At 55.9% G+C, this 15,930-nt stretch carries 14 protein-coding genes; 8 read left to right on the forward strand and 6 right to left on the reverse strand.

Annotated features, from left to right (window positions below; translation table 11 throughout):
* Positions 1-17 precede the first annotated feature (17 nt).
* A complete protein-coding gene (recG, locus tag G340_RS0113230) occupies positions 18-2,045 on the forward strand; it encodes an ATP-dependent DNA helicase RecG (RefSeq protein ID WP_020074130.1) in 2,028 nt (675 codons plus the stop codon).
* Between the two features lie 177 nt (positions 2,046-2,222).
* On the opposite strand, the gene G340_RS0113235 is transcribed toward recG, so the two are convergent.
* On the reverse strand, positions 2,223-3,569 hold the full coding sequence (locus G340_RS0113235; RefSeq protein WP_020074131.1) for a D-alanyl-D-alanine carboxypeptidase family protein: 1,347 nt from the start codon (positions 3,567-3,569) through the stop codon (positions 2,223-2,225).
* Positions 3,570-3,755: 186 nt separating this feature from the next.
* On the opposite strand from G340_RS0113235, the gene G340_RS0113240 reads away from it, so the two are divergent.
* Positions 3,756-4,445 (forward strand): metallophosphoesterase, encoded by a 690-nt coding sequence (locus G340_RS0113240; RefSeq protein ID WP_020074132.1) that lies wholly within the window; start codon positions 3,756-3,758, stop codon positions 4,443-4,445.
* A 205-nt stretch (positions 4,446-4,650) separates the two neighbouring features.
* Here G340_RS0113240 and G340_RS0113245 read toward each other — a convergent pair whose 3' ends face one another.
* From G340_RS0113245 to G340_RS0113255, 3 genes are read right to left on the reverse strand one after another with little or no spacing between them, the layout of a single operon-like run.
* A complete protein-coding gene (locus tag G340_RS0113245) occupies positions 4,651-5,010 on the reverse strand; it encodes a cupin domain-containing protein (RefSeq protein WP_020074133.1) in 360 nt (119 codons plus the stop codon).
* Between the two features lie 30 nt (positions 5,011-5,040).
* A complete protein-coding gene (lsrK, locus tag G340_RS0113250) occupies positions 5,041-6,606 on the reverse strand; it encodes an autoinducer-2 kinase (RefSeq protein WP_020074134.1) in 1,566 nt (521 codons plus the stop codon).
* A gap of 57 nt (positions 6,607-6,663) precedes the next feature.
* Entirely contained in the window at positions 6,664-7,587 is a 924-nt protein-coding gene (locus G340_RS0113255) for a sugar-binding transcriptional regulator (RefSeq protein WP_020074135.1), read from the reverse strand.
* Between the two features lie 506 nt (positions 7,588-8,093).
* On the opposite strand from G340_RS0113255, the gene G340_RS0113260 reads away from it, so the two are divergent.
* The 6 genes from G340_RS0113260 to G340_RS0113285 all read left to right on the forward strand — a co-directional run bounded on the left by G340_RS0113260 (position 8,094) and on the right by G340_RS0113285 (position 14,312).
* A complete protein-coding gene (locus G340_RS0113260) occupies positions 8,094-9,635 on the forward strand; it encodes a sugar ABC transporter ATP-binding protein (RefSeq protein WP_020074136.1) in 1,542 nt (513 codons plus the stop codon).
* Entirely contained in the window at positions 9,632-10,657 is a 1,026-nt protein-coding gene (locus tag G340_RS0113265; protein WP_020074137.1) for an ABC transporter permease, read from the forward strand. Before G340_RS0113260 ends, G340_RS0113265 begins: the two co-directional genes overlap by 4 nt.
* Complete coding sequence (locus G340_RS0113270; protein ID WP_020074138.1) at positions 10,654-11,688, forward strand: ABC transporter permease; 1,035 nt, start codon at positions 10,654-10,656, stop codon at positions 11,686-11,688. Before G340_RS0113265 ends, G340_RS0113270 begins: the two co-directional genes overlap by 4 nt.
* Positions 11,689-11,759: 71 nt before the next feature.
* Positions 11,760-12,893, forward strand: coding sequence for a substrate-binding domain-containing protein (locus tag G340_RS0113275; protein ID WP_020074139.1), 1,134 nt, complete (start codon positions 11,760-11,762; stop codon positions 12,891-12,893).
* 183 nt (positions 12,894-13,076) lie between these two features.
* Positions 13,077-13,958, forward strand: coding sequence for a 3-hydroxy-5-phosphonooxypentane-2,4-dione thiolase (gene lsrF, locus G340_RS0113280; RefSeq protein WP_020074140.1), 882 nt, complete (start codon positions 13,077-13,079; stop codon positions 13,956-13,958).
* Positions 13,959-14,081: 123 nt separating this feature from the next.
* Positions 14,082-14,312 (forward strand): hypothetical protein, encoded by a 231-nt coding sequence (locus G340_RS0113285; protein WP_020074141.1) that lies wholly within the window; start codon positions 14,082-14,084, stop codon positions 14,310-14,312.
* Between the two features lie 133 nt (positions 14,313-14,445).
* Here the strand turns inward: G340_RS0113285 and G340_RS0113290 are convergent, their stop codons facing one another.
* Together G340_RS0113290 and G340_RS0113295 are read right to left on the reverse strand one after the other, a co-directional pair.
* The gene (locus G340_RS0113290) at positions 14,446-15,351 is read right to left on the reverse strand and encodes a DUF3298 and DUF4163 domain-containing protein (protein ID WP_020074142.1); all 906 of its coding nucleotides are present in this window, start codon (positions 15,349-15,351) and stop codon (positions 14,446-14,448) included.
* Between the two features lie 13 nt (positions 15,352-15,364).
* Complete coding sequence (locus tag G340_RS0113295) at positions 15,365-15,856, reverse strand: RNA polymerase sigma factor (RefSeq protein WP_020074143.1); 492 nt, start codon at positions 15,854-15,856, stop codon at positions 15,365-15,367.
* Positions 15,857-15,930 lie beyond the last annotated feature (74 nt).

The raw sequence follows: 15,930 nt of genomic DNA on the forward strand, positions 1-15,930 counted from the left end.
TTTGGAGAAGAGCTGCCATGGCATCGCTGTTTCAGAAAAATATTCAGGAATTAAAGGGCGTCGGCGAAAAGCGCTCCCGGCTGTTTGCAAAGCTGGGGGCGCCCACTGTCGGCGCTCTTCTGCGCACCTATCCCCGCGATTACGAGGACTGGAGCCAGCCGGTGCCGCTGGCGCAGGCTCCGGCGGAGCAGGCGTGCGTTGTGCGCGTTACGGTGGTGTCTCCGGTGTCGGAGCAGCGCATCCGCTCGGGCATGACGCTGTATAAGCTGCGAGCCACCGACGGGCGGCACGACGTGCAGATCACCTTTTTTAATAACCCGTATACTAAGAATCTGCTGCTCGAGGGCAAGGAGTATCTGCTGCGCGGCAAGGTGACCGGGTCGTTCCTGCGCCGCGAGATGACCTCGCCCGATTTTATGCCCGCAGACCGCCTGCTGCCGCTGCGCCCCGTTTACCGGCAGACGGCGGGGCTGACCTCGCGCCAGATTTCCGCCGCGGTGCGCGCCGCTCTGGGGATGCTCCCGAATCCGCTGCCGGATCCGCTGCCCGAGCCGATGCGCCGCGCCTGCCATCTGTGCAGCCTGCGCTTTGCGCTGGAAAACATCCATTTTCCGAGGGATCGCGAATCGCTGGAGCAGGCGCGCCGCAGGCTGATTTATGAGGAGCTTCTGGTGCTGCAGCTCGGTCTGCTGCGCCTGAAAAGCCGCGGGCGGCAGCAGACCTCCCTGCGGCTGGAGGTGGATGCCTCGGCGGAGTTCTTCCGTTCGCTGCCCTTTGTGCCCACGAGCGCGCAGAAGCGGGCCGTGGCGGAGTGCATTGCGAATATGCGGGGTGATTACCCGATGAACCGGCTGCTGCAGGGCGATGTCGGCAGCGGCAAAACCGCCGTGGCCGCCGCGCTTTGCCACAGCGCGATCGCCTCGGGAATGCAGGCGGCGTTCATGGCGCCCACGGAGATTCTGGCCCGCCAGCACTATGAAACCATGCGGCGTTTTTTAGAGCCGTTTCATCTGAACGTGGCGCTGCTCACCGGTTCTGTTCCGGCGGCAAAGCGGCGCGAGCTGCTCGCACAGCTCAGGGAGGGGAGCATCCACCTGCTGGTGGGAACACACGCTCTTTTAAACGAAACGGTCGAGTTCCGGCAGCTGGGTCTTGTCGTGACGGATGAGCAGCATCGCTTTGGGGTCGCGCAGCGCGCCGCCCTCACTCAAAAGGGAGATCACCCGCATATCCTCGTCATGTCCGCCACGCCGATTCCGCGTACGCTGGCGCTGATGATCTACGGCGATCTGGAGCTTTCCGTGCTTGACGAGCTGCCGCCGGGGCGGCAGAAAACCGAAACGTATGTGATCGACAGCGCAAAACGCGCCCGCGCGTTCGGGTTCATCCGCAAAAAGATCGACGCCGGGCGGCAGTGCTACATCATCTGCCCGCTGATCGAAGACAGCGAGAGCGACATGGCGTCGGTTACGCAGTATGCGAAGGACTTGCAGGAGAAGTGGTTCTTTGCCAACACAGTCGGTGTTTTGCACGGCAGGATGCGCCCCGCGGAAAAGGATCGCGCCATGGAGGAATTTGCCGCCGGGCGCACGGATATTCTAGTTTCCACCACGGTCGTGGAGGTTGGCGTGGATGTGCCGAACGCCGTTGTGATGCTGATTGAAAACGCAGAGCGGTACGGCCTTTCGCAGCTGCACCAGCTGCGCGGGCGAATTGGGCGCGGCACGGAAAAATCCACCTGCATTCTGGTGTCGGACGCGCAGAATGAGGAGGCGCTAAAACGTCTGCGTGTAATGTGCGAAACGACCGACGGCTTTCGGATTGCGGACGAGGATCTTCGCCTGCGCGGCCCGGGTGATTTCTTCGGCGCGCGGCAGCACGGTCTGCCGGAGCTGAGAATCGCGGATATGAGCGCCGATTTTGCGCTGCTGCAGCTCGCACAGGGTGAGGCAAAGGAGCTGCTGGTTCACGACCCGGCGATGGAGCTGCCGGAGCACCGGGGCCTGCGGGCCGAGGTGCGTCAGCTGTTTTCCGCGCTGGAATAACGGGAAATGATTTAGAAAACCTGCCGCCAAAACGCGCTGTGCGCTCCGGCGGCAGGTTTTCTGGTATGAACATGCTTTTCCCCCAATCGCAGGAGAGGGAAACGAAAGACTTACATTTTCTCACAAAAAATAAATTGCCTGCCCCTCTGAAAACAGGGACAGGCAACGGATTTCTTTTTACATGTCGCGGTATTTTTTCACTTTGCGCAGGCGCTTACGCTTTTTGTTGTACAGCAGCGCCAGAACGAGGTAGACAATCACCAGCGCCACAATAATTCCGGCAATCGCGAGGAACCAGACAGAGGTAACGATCTTTTTGGCGACATCCGCGGAATGCAGCAGCTCGCTGCGCTCCACCGATTCGGAGGCCACGAGGTTGATCGTCGTTAGCTCCTGGTTGGCGTAGCTGAGCACCGCCGTGCCCACAACCTGTCCCTTTTTCACGGGAGCCTCCACTTTTTCGGGGAGCTTCGGCGTAATCAGTACGCTTGAGGCGGAAACGCCTTTCGGCAGAATGGTGGCGTAGCTTTTTTCGGCCACCAGCAGCAGCTTATCCTTGTTCCAGGCATAATCAAGCGGTACCTCGCCAACGCTGGTGCCGCTTTCCACCACGGTTTTAATCTGCAGGCTGTCAAACGCCCACTCATACAGCTTTTTGGAATCGATCATTTCGCCGCGGGTGGTGATGGACTTTCCCGCGGAATCGATTTTCGGCGCGTGCAGTGCAATCGCCATGTAGCTGTATCCGTCCTTGATTGCGGTAGAAACCAGGCAGTACCCCGCCTGATCGTGCGAGCCGGTCTTGATGCCCTTGGCGTAGCGGTAATAATAGCTGCCGCCGATGTAACGGTCGGTCAGGTAGTTGGTTGTTACCAGCGTGCGGGGCTTGGGGTATTTGTTGGTCGCGGGCAGCTCATACCTTGTCTGCGAGGTGATGTCGGTAAAGTACGGCAGCGTCATGGCGTATTTTGTAATGACGTACAGGTCGCGCGCCGTGGTGTAGTGTTGGTCGTCGTGCAGGCCGTGCGGGTTTGCAAAGTGTGTGTTTTTGCAGCCCAGCTCCTTCGCCTTTTCGTTCATCAGATTCACAAATTTGCCGATGTCGCCGCCGCCGACGTAGTCGGCCAGCACCATGGCGGCGTCGTTGCCGGAGGGAACCATCAGGCAGTTGAGAAGCTGGAGGGCGGTCAGCTCTTCTCCCTCCAGCACGCCTGAAAGCGAGCTGCCGGTACCCTGAAGCTGATCGATCACCGATTTTTTCACGGTGATTTTTGTGCCGGATAAATCCTTAATCTGTTCCGAGGCCACAATAAACGTCATGATTTTCGTCGTGGAGGCGGGCTCCATTTTTTTGTCGGCGTTCTGCTCGAACACAACGGTGCTGGTGTCCAAATTTACCAGCAGCGCCGCTTGGGAATTCAGGGTAAAATCTATGTTGTATGCCGCCGCAGAGACCGGAGCCGACGAGACTATCACGCAAATGGTCAGCAATAAAGTCAGTACGGACGTTAAGCATTTTTTCATGGAAAAATGGCCTCCAGTGTGATATGATAGAAAAGCAAAACGGCAGGTCAAAGCGGATGCTTCTCCCGGCAAAGCGGAGGAAAGGAACCCTTGACCTGATTCCCATTAAGTATAACAGTTAAATTTGAAAAGATAAAGAACGATCCAAAAAAATTATAAATTTTTAAGAGATGGGCGGGAGCAGTCTTGATTTATCTAACGGGAGACACCCACGGTGAACTGGAGCGGTTCCAGTCGCCCGCGGTGCGGCGCCTGCGGCGCGGAGACAGCCTGATTGTATGCGGCGATTTCGGCTTTTTGTGGAACGGCGGCGCCGCCGAAGAGAAAATTCTGAAAAAGCTGGGGTCGAAAAAATATAACATTCTGTTTGTGGACGGCGCGCATGAGAATTACGAGCTTCTTGAAAAATACCCGGTCGCCGAGTGGAACGGAGGGAAGGCGCAGCAGATCAGCGGCAATCTGTACCACCTGATGCGCGGGCAGGTGTTTACGCTCGAGGGCAAAACGCTCTTTACCTTTGGCGGCGGCGAAAGCAAGGAGCGGCAGATGTACAAGGATGTTGGCCGCTGGTGGCCGCAGGAAATGCCGAGCCGCGAGGAGATGGAGGAAGGGGTGGCGAACCTGCGCGCGCACCAGATGCAGGTGGACTACATCGTCACCCACGAGCCGTCGCCGCGCATGAGAACGCTGATCAACGAAGAACACCAGATCAGCCCGCTGGAGATGTACTTTGAAGGTCTGCTTCGGTCGGTCAAATTCCGGAAATGGTTTTTCGGCTCTCTGCACATCAACCGCAGCATCACAGGCAGCCATATCTGCCTGTTTGATCAGGTGGAGAAGGTTGACGAATACGGCGGAGCGGCGCACTATCGTTAATTTTGCATCAAAGGGACAGGTGCTGCGTCCTCCGCTCTTGGCGGGAACAGGAATTGCCTGCTTTGATCAGACGGAGAGTTCAAGCGGCCGATTGTAAAATGCGGCGGGCGCGGGATCGTCGCACAGAAAATACGAAAGGGAAACGGTGATCGCTCCGTTTCCCTTTCGTATTTTTATGCTCATGGAAAGTTTGGGAAAAATCCCATTATTTCCCGTCGTAGGTGTAATTCTCGATTTCCACCTTGTCAATTTCCTGATACGGGGCCAGGGTGGAAACCATTTTTACCGGCTTGTCGTAATTGTTGATACAGTAGTGCGTTTCATGAGGCTCGATATGAATAAACTGACCGGGGGTCAGGTGATGCACCACGCCGTCCACGACAATGTCGATTTCTCCCTCGATGATATAGAAGTTTTCTTCCATAATGTTGTGCAGGTGGGCCTTAAAGTCCTGCCCGGGCTGGAACTGCACCAGCGCAAAATTCATGCGGGGGCCTTTCATCAGGTACTTGGGGCCGTGGTCGCCAAAGCGATATTCCTTATCGTTTTCGTCAATGATATACATAATCTCATTCATCCTTTCTTGAGTCGGTGGTCATACGCCGGGAGCGCTCCACATCGGTTTGGTCAGCTTTTCACGGCACAGCTGAAGCTGCGCTGCGTATACCTTGCGCCAGGGCTCATACATCCGCAGGTAGAGCGCGTGGTTTTCCGCGTTCGGCTGGTATTCGCGGTCCCATTTAACCAGCTTCTGCGCGGCCTCTGCGGCGTCGCTGTAAATGCCGACGCCCACGCCGGCCAGAACCGCCGCGCCCAGAGCGGTGGCTTCCTTTACCACGGGCACCCTTACCGGCAGGCCCAGCACATCCGAAAGAATTTGACACCAGAGCGGGCTTTTCGATGCGCCGCCGGCAAAGATGATTTCCGTCGGCATGTTCCGGGTGGCTTCCCGCACCAGGTCGAGATGGCCTTTTGTCACCATCGCCGTATTTTCCAGAATGGCGCGGTAGAAGGTGTAGCGGTTGAATTTCTGAGGATCCAGCTCAAAGTTGGTAAAGGTGGGGGCCGCGTGCTGCCAGCTGATGAAATTCATCACGTCCGAAAACGCGCACATCATGCCGTAGCAGCCGGCGGGTACCTCGGCGGCTTTTTTGTCCATCAGGTAATAGGGGTCTTTTCCGCTTTCCTCGCCCTGCTGCTTTTCCAGCTCGCAGAAGCCGTCGCGGAACCAGCGCATAACAAGGCCGGGCTTGAAGGCCAGCGCCTCGTACTGCCAAACACCGGGAATCGCGTGGCAGTTGACCCTCACGCGGCAGCCGGGGTCTGTTTTGCCGTTTGCGGTGTTGAATTCGTACTGCCAAAAGCTGCCGCCGAACACCGCGGCCTGCCCCGGGCTGACCACGCCGACGCCGATGCACCCGAGCTGCGCGTCGCCGCCGCCCGATACGACGGGGATTCCCGCCGCGAGACCGGTCTGCTTTGCGGCTTCTTCATTCACGGAACCCACGACCTTGCCGCATTCCGTCACCGTGGGGAAGATGTCGGTGCGCAGCCCGCATTTTTCGGCGATCAGGGGATCCCAGTCGCGCCGCTGCAAATCAAAAATACCGGTGGTGGAGCCGTTGCTCGGCTCCACGGCCAGAACACCCGTCAGCTTGTAGATCAGCCAGTCGTTGAACATACCGACCGCTGCGGCTTTTTCATACAGCTCCGGCACCTTGTTTTTCAGCCACAGCAAACGGGGCAGGGCGCTGAGCGCGTAGGTCTGCCCGGATTCGAGATAGATTTCTTTTTCCATCTCCGGGTTTTGCCGGATCAGCTCCACCACTTCGTCCTCGCTGCGGGCGTCCACATTGGCGCAGGCCCAAATCTCCTGCCCTGCCGAATTGTAGAGTACAATGCCCTCCCGCATACAGGTGGTGGAAATCGCCGCCAGCTCCTTCGGGTCGATCCCGGTCTTTTCCAAAACGCCGCGAATGCAGCCGCAGGCCAGCTCCCAGTTATGAACCCAGTCAAAATCCATGCTGCCCGGGTACCTGGGGTCTTCCTTGTGATCCCACTCCTGCTGCACGACGTCAACCTGGTTTCCCTCCAGATCAAACAGCACAGCTCTTACGCTGCCGGTACCGGCATCCACCGCCATCAGATAGTTGCGCGCCATGTTCAATTTCCTCCCGTCTGAACGTATTTTCCATAACAAGAAATCTGTTTCAACATTTTATTCTTCTGCTTCACCGTCGATTAACGCCTGTGCGGTTTCTTCGTCAGTGATGAGAATATCCAGATATTTTCCGCGCAGAGCCGCGCGGATGGGCTCCACCTTGTCGTGCCCGGCGGCCACGCCCACCACGTTGTCCAGCTGGCGCAGGGTGTCCAGCGGCGTGCTGATCAGGCGATCCTCGATGCCCGTGTGAACCGGGTTGCCGTTTTTGTCGATGAAGTGGCTGAGCACGTCGCCGACTGCGCCGCGCATGGAGAGATAAAAGAAATCGTTCTTGCTGACGATTCCGTTTGTCAGAATGGTTGCGTTGTCGGCCATGCCGCCAATGCCGATCAGCGTCATGGAGGCAAGGCGCACCATGCGCATGATTTCGGTCACCGAGGGCTCCTGCATCATCGCCTTCACCATTTCGGGGGAAGACACGAGCAGGGGGGCCGGCAGAAGATACAGCTTCGCGTTAAAAATGTGAGACTGCGTGTTCGGCAGGTAATAGTTGACGCCGCCGGTGAGCGAAACAACCGAAACGGGGAACTCGCTCAGCGTGGCCAGGTGGTTCAGCACGCGGCTGAGGGTATCGCCGTAGCCCATGTTGATGAACGAGTGCTCGGTGATTCTGTCGCTCACGTACATCGAGGCCGCCTGCGCGACGGTTTTGTTCACATCGGCGGCGTCCGGCGGGGTGGGTACGATAAAGGTATCCTTCAGATTCCACGTTTCCGAAAGCTGGCGCTCCAGTTCCATGCGCTGAACGCCGTCCTGGTGTATTTTAAACTGGATCACGCCGTCCTGCCGGGCCTTTTCCAACAATTTAATCACGCGCATGCGCGAAATGCCCAGCCGTTCCGAAATTTTCTGCTGGGTCATGCTTTCCACATAATAGTACCAGGCCGTTTTGACCACAAGAACATCTTCATAATTCAAATGAGGCACCTCCAGAGTTGGTTTCCTTTTCCTTATATACCTATCATACCATTCCCGGCGGGGGGAGCGTCAAGAGCTTCTCCCCCCAGGAGGGATTCCGGGATTGGCCCGCTCTGTGAGAAGTGGTATCACATCTGTATGCAATCGAAACAAATGTTACAATACAAATCATTTGTTTTCGATTTCAAGTATATCAGCAAAATGTTTTGCTGTCAATTAATATTTTTTATTCAATCTAAAACTTTTTAAAACGAGAATACAGAGGGCTTGTTTTGTGTATTTTGTTGTTTTTATCGCTTAAAATTGCATGAAAATAGAAAAAATAAAATGAATTTTATCTAATAAATTTCTCTTGCCAAAGAAAAATCCCGTTGACAATAAGGGAAAAATATCGTATGATAAACACGCAGATAAAAATTTGCTTTGAAAACAATTGTATTGGTTTGTGTAAAACAATCGTTTCTCAAAGGAAAGCTTGCGAGTCTATGTTGTATGGAGGGGGAAAAATGGCGCAATCCCAAACAGAACGTTCCGGCCAGTCTTTGCTGTGTGTTCGGGGAATCTGCAAAATGTTCAGTCTGAATCAGGTGCTCAAGGGAATCGATCTGGAGATCAACCCCGGTGAGATTCTGGCCCTGATCGGCGGAAACGGAGCGGGAAAAAGCACCTTAATGAAAATCATTATGGGCATTTATCAGCCGGACCAGGGCGAAATTGAGATTCGGGGCGAAAAAGTGTCTCTGAACAGGCCGTCTGTTGCCCTGACGCACGGTATTTATATGGTGCCTCAGGAACCGATGCTTTTCCCCAACATGACGGTTGAAGAAAATATTCTTGTCGGCGTCGGGTTCGACGCGCCCGGCGCGGAGCTGCGCCGGCGCCTGGCACAGCTGATGGACGACATCGGCTGGCATCTGGATTTGAGCAGAAAGGCGAGCAGCCTTTCCATCGCCGAGCAGCAGCTGGTAGAAATCCTTCGCGGTTTGCTGCGCAACGCCGAGCTGCTGATCTTTGACGAGCCGACCAGCGCCCTGACCTTCGACGAGGTGGAGAGTTTGTTCCGCTGTATCCGCGACCTGCAAAAAAAGGGAATCGGCATGATCTACATCACTCACCGTCTCACGGAGGTGTTCGACATCGCCACCCACGTCGCGATTATGTGCGACGGCGTGATCACGCTGCACGGGCCGATCGGCGACTTTACCCGTGAGATGCTCGTCAAGGGGCTTTTGCCCCCCAACATGCAGGAGCAGGAGATTAAGGGCACTGCCGAAGCCACTATGGTGGATTACAAGAATGCGAAGCCGATTCTGGAGCTGCAGAATTATTCGGGCTACGGCTTCCGCGGAATCAATTTAAAGATTTATCCCGGCGAAATTCTCGGCGTTGCGGGCGTAGTCGGCGCGGGCCGCACCGAACTGGCCACAACGATTTTCGGCAAGGACAAGGTTTTGGGCGGCAAAGCGATTCTGGACGGCAGGGACATCACGGGACTTTCCACGAAAAAGGTTCTGGAGGCCGGCGTCAATTATGTTCCCGAAGACCGGCACCTGAACGGGCTGTTCAAAATCAGCGACGTCGCGGCCAACACCACCTCGGCGATTTTAAACCGCATGGTGATGGGCAAGGTGTTCCTCAACCGCAAGGCGGAGCACGATTTAACGCAGGAATACGTGGAGCATTTCCGCATTAAGGTGACGGGGCAGGATCAGCTGACCGGCAGCCTTTCCGGCGGCAACCAGCAGAAGGTGGTTATCGCGAGAGCGCTTTCCACAAAGCCGAAGCTGGTGATTCTGGATGAGCCGACCCGCGGCATCGACGCCGTGGCGCGCGGCGAGGTCTATTCCATCATCCACCAGCTCAAGGAGCAGGGGGTTGCGGTAATGCTGATTTCCTCCGATATGGAGGAAATCGTGGAGCTGTCCGACCGCGCGGTAACGGTGTATCAGGGGCGAATCAACGGCGAGTTCCAGAAAGAGGAAATCAACCAGGATAACCTGATGGCCGCCGCGTTCGATGTGATTTCGAGAGAGCAGGTGGTTTCATGACGCTGCTGAAAAAAATGGGCAAGGTAAGAGAGATCAGCAGTCTTTTCTTTCTGATTTTTCTGTTTGGCCTGGTGGGTCTCATGAACAGTGATTTTCTCACACCCACGAGCCTGTTCAACTGCTTTAACGACAGCGTGGTGTTCACCCTGCTGGCGGTGGGAATCGCCTTTGTCATTCTGACCGGCGAAATCGACGTTTCCATCGGCGCTACACTCGGGCTTTCCGCGGCGGTTTCTTCCACGATTCTGCGCGACGGCGGCAGTGCGGTTGTCGCCGTTTTGGCGGCGGTGCTGGTGGGCTGCCTGGTAGGGCTTTTCAACGGCTTTGGAATCGCGAAGCTCGGCATCCCTTCTTTGATCTTTACACTCGGTACCAACGGCCTTGTGCGCGGTCTGGTTTATGTGTATACCGGCGGCGCGTGGGTAGAAAACCTGCCGGCCGGATTCACCAGACTGGCAAACGTGAAGCTCGTTGGCGAGCTGACTACCTTTTATGCAATGGCCCTGCTGCTGGTGATCGCTGCGCACCTGATTCTGACCAAAACACGGCGCGGCAAATACTTCATCACCGTCGGCGATAACCCGGCGGGCGCGACGATGGTCGGGATACCGACCATGCAGACCAAGATCATGGCCTATGTGCTGTGCGGCCTGTTTGCCTCGGTGGCCGGAATCCTGTATTCCTCGCGCATCGGTTTCATTACCCCCACGGCGGGCAACGGCTACGAAATGAAAGCCATCGCGGCCTGCGTGCTCGGCGGCGTCAGCCTTTCCGGCGGCCTCGGCAGCCTGATCGGCGCGTCGATCGGCGCGGTGATCATGTCTTCCATCAGCCGCATTCTGGTATTTCTCGGCTTCTCCTCCGATTATGACAATACCATCACCGGTATTCTTCTGATCGTGATCGTGGTCGTCGACGCGGTGGCGCAGAACCGTGCCGCTGTGAAAACCCGGCATGCGCGTCTGGCCTCGCGGTCCGGCCCGCTGGAAGAGGAATCCGGGAATAGGAGGGCTGCATCATGAAGCAAAGCTTGTTTGGGCGCCTTGGCCAGAAAGCGAAGAGCTGGGAATTTGTCCTGCTGCTGATTCTGATTCTGGAATTCATCATCTTTGGCGCAAAAAATCCGAAATTTCTGTTGCCGAACGTCCTTTTGGGCAGCGTCAACGACATCATTTCCATCTGCATCATTTCCCTGTTCGTCACGTTTGTCATGATCACGGGCGGCATCGATATTCAGGTGGCCTCTATTGTGGGCCTTACCTCCATAGTGGTGGGCGTTACCTGGCAGGATTTTGGCGTGAATATCTGGGTGGCCTGTGTCATCGCAATCATCGCCGCCGCTCTGTGCGGCGCAATTTCCGGATTCTTTGTGGCGTACTGCGGCGTGCAGCCCATGGTGGTCACGCTCGGCGGCAGCTTCCTTTACAGCGGCATCGCGCTTTTGATCTCGAAGCTTTCCGCCACGCAGAGCTATAAAGGCATCAGCGGATTCCCCGAGGGCTTTACCCAGATTGCCTCGTTTAAGCTGTTCGGCGTGATTCCCAGCCAGCTGTTGATATTTGCGGGCCTTACGGTGATTGCGTATCTGCTGCTTCACCGGTCGAAATACGGCCGCAAGGTATTCCTGATTGGCATCAACCCCAGAGCCGCGGAATACTCCGGCCTCAACAGCCGCCTGATCATCCTGAGCACGTACGTGCTTTCGGCGATCAGTGCCGCGATTGCGGGCATTGTGCTTACGTCGTATCTGGGTACGGCCAAGAGCGATATCGGCATGACGTTTACTCTGCCGATCATCACCGCGGTTGTGCTGGGCGGCACTCTCAGCACCGGCGGTAAGGGCAGCGTGATCGGCACCGCGCTGGCCGCGCTGGTCATCGGCATCCTGCGCTTCGGCCTGCCGCTGTGCTTCAAGATCAATACGCAGTATCTCGATATTCCCGTGGGGCTTTTGCTGCTGATCGTGATCACCGGCCGCGCGCTTTCCGCCAACCCCAAGGTCATCAAGGTGATGGCCGGCAAATTCCCCCGTTTTTCGGGGCTCAAGAGTTGAGTGTTCCTTTTTATTCCGGTGCGTTTTGGCAATTATAAGCCATGCAAATAAAAATTAGGAGGCTCTTTTTTATGAAAAAGGTACTTGCATTTGTCCTTGCGGCGGCAATGGCGTCATTACCGCTCGCGGGCTGCGGCAGCAGCGAAAAGCCTGCTGCGTCCAGCGCGGCGCCCGCTTCTCAGGCAGCGTCCACCGCAGATTCCGGAACCAAAAGTGTGGCGGGCAAAACAGTGGTGTTTATCCCAAAGCTGACCGGCAACGCGTTCTTCGAGTCCGCAAACGCCGGCGCACAGAAATACTCCAAGGATTGGGGCTTTACCGTCAGCTACCAAGGCAGCCCGAGCGCCGCTGTTGCTGATCAGGTGCAGGTTGTGAATAACGCCATCGCCAGCGGAGCAGATGCGATCTGCATTTCTTCCGTCGACGCCACCGGTCTTGATTCTGTACTGAAAAAGGCAAAGGATGCCGGCATCACCGTTGCAACATGGGACTCCGACGTTTCTCCCGACGCCCGTACACTGATGGTTTCTCAGGGCACGCCTGACATCCTCGGTAAAATGCTGGTTGACATGGGCGCTGATTCTCTGACCAAGAGAGGCAAGGACATCAAGAAAGACAAGATCAAGTATTGCTGGCACTATTCTCAGGCAACCGTGGCCGACCAGAACTCCTGGCAGGTAGCGGGTGAGGCTTACATCAAAGCGAACTATCCCAACTGGGAGAACGTGGCCCCCAGCAACTACTATTCCGAGCAGGATGCGGAAAAGGCCGTTTCCATCGGCTCCTCCATCCTCGAAGCGCACAAGGATATCGACCTGATCATTTGCAACGACTCCACTGCTCTGCCCGGCCAGCTGAAGGCTGCCCAGAACAAGGGCCTGACCAAGGATAAGGTCACGATCACCGGTTTTGCTTCCCCGAACTCCATCCGCGACTATGCAAAGGCAAACGTCATCGAGCAGTGGGGCCTGTGGGATTGCGGAATCCAGGGCGCGATGGGCTGCTACCTGGCCGCTTACCTGGCTGCCGGCAACACCGTTAAGGTGGGCGACACCATCGACATCCCCAGCATTGGCAAGGTTGAAGTAAAGGCTAACGACAGCCTGGTACCCGACGCGAAGACCGGCGACAGCAACAGCGGCGTTGTTCTGCTGCCCGAGCGCGTGGTATTCACTACTGCCAACGTAGACAAATACAACTTCTAAACAACCGGGCTTGTGTTCCCGGCCCGGCGAAGGAACAGCAATGAACTGCGAGTGTTCCGCCAGACAGTGTGAAGTCAGGGCGGCTGTTCCTCCCCACTTGCGGGGAGGAACGGCCGAGACTCCGCTTTTGATCGAAGACTCGGGTTCTTTCGGACTTTTAATGGATAAAGGAGATCAATGATTATGGCTGACAAAGACGGCAACAAAATTGCAAAGGATTATCATGTGGAAGTGCCTTTCGCCAATCAGGGCGGTTTTCATGTGAAAGGCTCAAACAGTTTGGATTGGGGTATGAAGAAGCATCTTGCCAATATTTTCGACCCCAAAAGCGGAAACACGGTGATGTTCGCCTTTGACCATGGCTATTTCATGGGCTCCACCGCCGGCCTGGAACGACTGGATCTGCTGATTCCCGAGCTTTTGCCCTATGTGGATGTGCTGATGGGCACGCGCGGCGCGCTGCGCACCTGTGTTCCCCCGGAGTGCCGCAAGGCGATTGCGCTGCGCACCACCTCCGGCTCCTCTATGCTCAACGACGACCTTTCTCACGAAGTGATCGCCGTGGATATTGAGGATTCCATCCGCATGAACGCGGACTGCATGGCCGTGCAGACCTTCGTCGGCGCGGACGGGCAGCTCTCCAGCCTGGACAATTTGTCCCGCACCATCAATGCGGGCCTTCGCTACGGCATCCCCACCATGGGCGTTGTCGCGGTCGGCAAGCAGATGGAGCGGACCGATCGGTTCTTTAAGCTGGCGACCCGCCTTTTGGCAGAGCTGGGAGCAAACATCATCAAAACGTATTACTGCGAGAACTTTGAAGAGATCGTTTCGGCCTGCCCGGTTCCGATTGTGGTCGCGGGCGGTAAGAAGCTGCCGGAGGAAGAGGCGCTGACGCTGGCGTATCGTTCGATCAGCGAGGGTGCGCGCGGCCTGGATATGGGCCGCAATATTTTCCAGAGCGAGCATCCCGCCGCCATGGCGCAGGCGGTTGGCAAGATCGTACACCATGGCTTTACAGACAAACAGGCCTTCGAGTTCTATCAGGACGCGAGTCATCAGTAAAAGCCGCGGCTTCTTCCCGCCGAACCCGGCGGGAAGAAAAACGCGGCGAAGCCGTACGCCCTTATCCTGTTTTTGGATAGGGGCTTTCGGTGTTTTCCATACTGAAAAAATGGGGTGAAAGATATGATTGAAAAGAAAAAATTCCATACCATTGAGGAGCTGCAGCGGCTCCAGTATTTTGCAACAAAATGCTCCTGCGACGTGGGCCTGCATTCTCTGGACGGCAGCATCATTGTCGACGCGAAAAGCTACATCGGCATTTATGCGCTGAATTTCAAGGAGCCGATTCTGGTTGTGAGCGAATCCAGTGAATTTTTCGATATGATTGAGGGCATCGGTGAAACTCTGGAATAAGGCAGACTGAGCCTGCACGCACGCCGTGGAATCGAATAGAGAAAATATAACGTTGCGAGAAAGAATGCAAACCAAAACAGAATGGCCGCGCGGGCAGGCGCCCCGTGCGGCCATTCTGTTTTATTTCCCGCTGTCAGCGGATATACTCATTGCCTACCAGCAGATCGCGGATCAGGTCTGTCGGGATGACAAAATCCACAACACCCATATACCCGGGCGCCACCTCGTACTTGTCGAACGATATCACAAGCTTGTGGTCGGTATTGATATAAAAGTTCTGCTCCGCCGAAATGTTCTGGAACAGCTCGGTGCCCTCGCCCGCGTCTATGCCCTCCACCCAGTAAATCTTATCCGGGTCGGCTTTGTTCCGGTCGATCATCTGCTGACGAATGTTCTTGCTGATGACCCCGACATACTGTTCATCCCTGAACAGGCTGGGCAGAGTGATCAATACCTGATTCTTTTTGTCGATGGTGTCGTATTTCATCGTGGTCGAGGAAGAGCCGACCGTGTTGACAACATAGCGGCCAATCGAAAGAATGGCGTCGTCGTCGCATTTTACCTCGTAGCCGCTGTCTACCCCAAGGTGCCCGCCGCCGTTTTTCTTCAGCTCGGCAACCTCGGCTTCAAATTGCTCATACAGCTTTTTGTTTTCCTCCAAATATTTCTGATTCAGGCTGTTTTCCAGCGGCTTGTTGCTTTCCAGTCCCTCCACGGCGGGGGTTTTGAGGTTTGCGTGGTAGGTGCCGTCGTCCATCGTGTACTCGCGGAAGGTGAGTACCTTGACAAGGCTGCCCACGACCGGCACGTTCCCCAACGTGGCCGCAAATACGGGGCTGATGTTCGCTCCGGCTGTGATCACGACAAAGGCTGCGGCGACGGAGGCGGCTGCTATTTTCATGCCTTTATGGCTGCGTTTGCTTTCCATGGTGGTTCCTCCGTTTTCCTGCAGTGCTTTGCGGACGACAAAATCAAGTTCCTTCGGGATCGGTGTGTCCCGGTACTGCTGCTTCAGCTGTTCCAGATCCTGTTTGTTCATGTGGGTACCTCCTTCACTCTGCTTCGCTCATTTCCACGCGCAGCAGTTTCAGCGATTTGTAAAGACGCGTTTTCACGGTGCTGAGATTCTCGTTCAGAATTCCCGCGATTTCTTCGAGCGTCAAATCTTCAAAATAGCGCAGGACGACAACGCTGCGGTACATGTCCGGCAGGCTGTCCAGCGCCCGTTTCAGGTCAATATCTTCATAGCGGTCGTCGGCCGCGCTTTCTCCGCGCAGCAGAATGTCCTCGTGCGGCACGGCCTCGCGCTTTTTGCGGCGCAAAAAATCCAGCGCCGTATTGACGACGATTCTGTAAAGCCAGGGGCGGACGGAATCGGATTTGTGCAGCGACCGTTTTCCGGCCATGGCTTTGTAAATTGATTCCTGCACAATGTCTAGCGCGTCGTCCTTGTTATGCACGTAGCTGAAGGCCAGCCGATAAATCTGATTCTGATTCAGAAGAATGTACTCTTTAATAATCTCTTGTGTGTTGCTGTCACCCATTCGTACGAAATGCTCCTTCCCGTATCTGATGGCGCCATCATTTATCTTACACCTAATAGACGCTGTGGCCTATG

The sequence above is a fragment of the Faecalispora sporosphaeroides DSM 1294 genome (assembly GCA_000383295.1).
Classification (GTDB): domain Bacteria; phylum Bacillota; class Clostridia; order Oscillospirales; family Acutalibacteraceae; genus Faecalispora; species Faecalispora sporosphaeroides.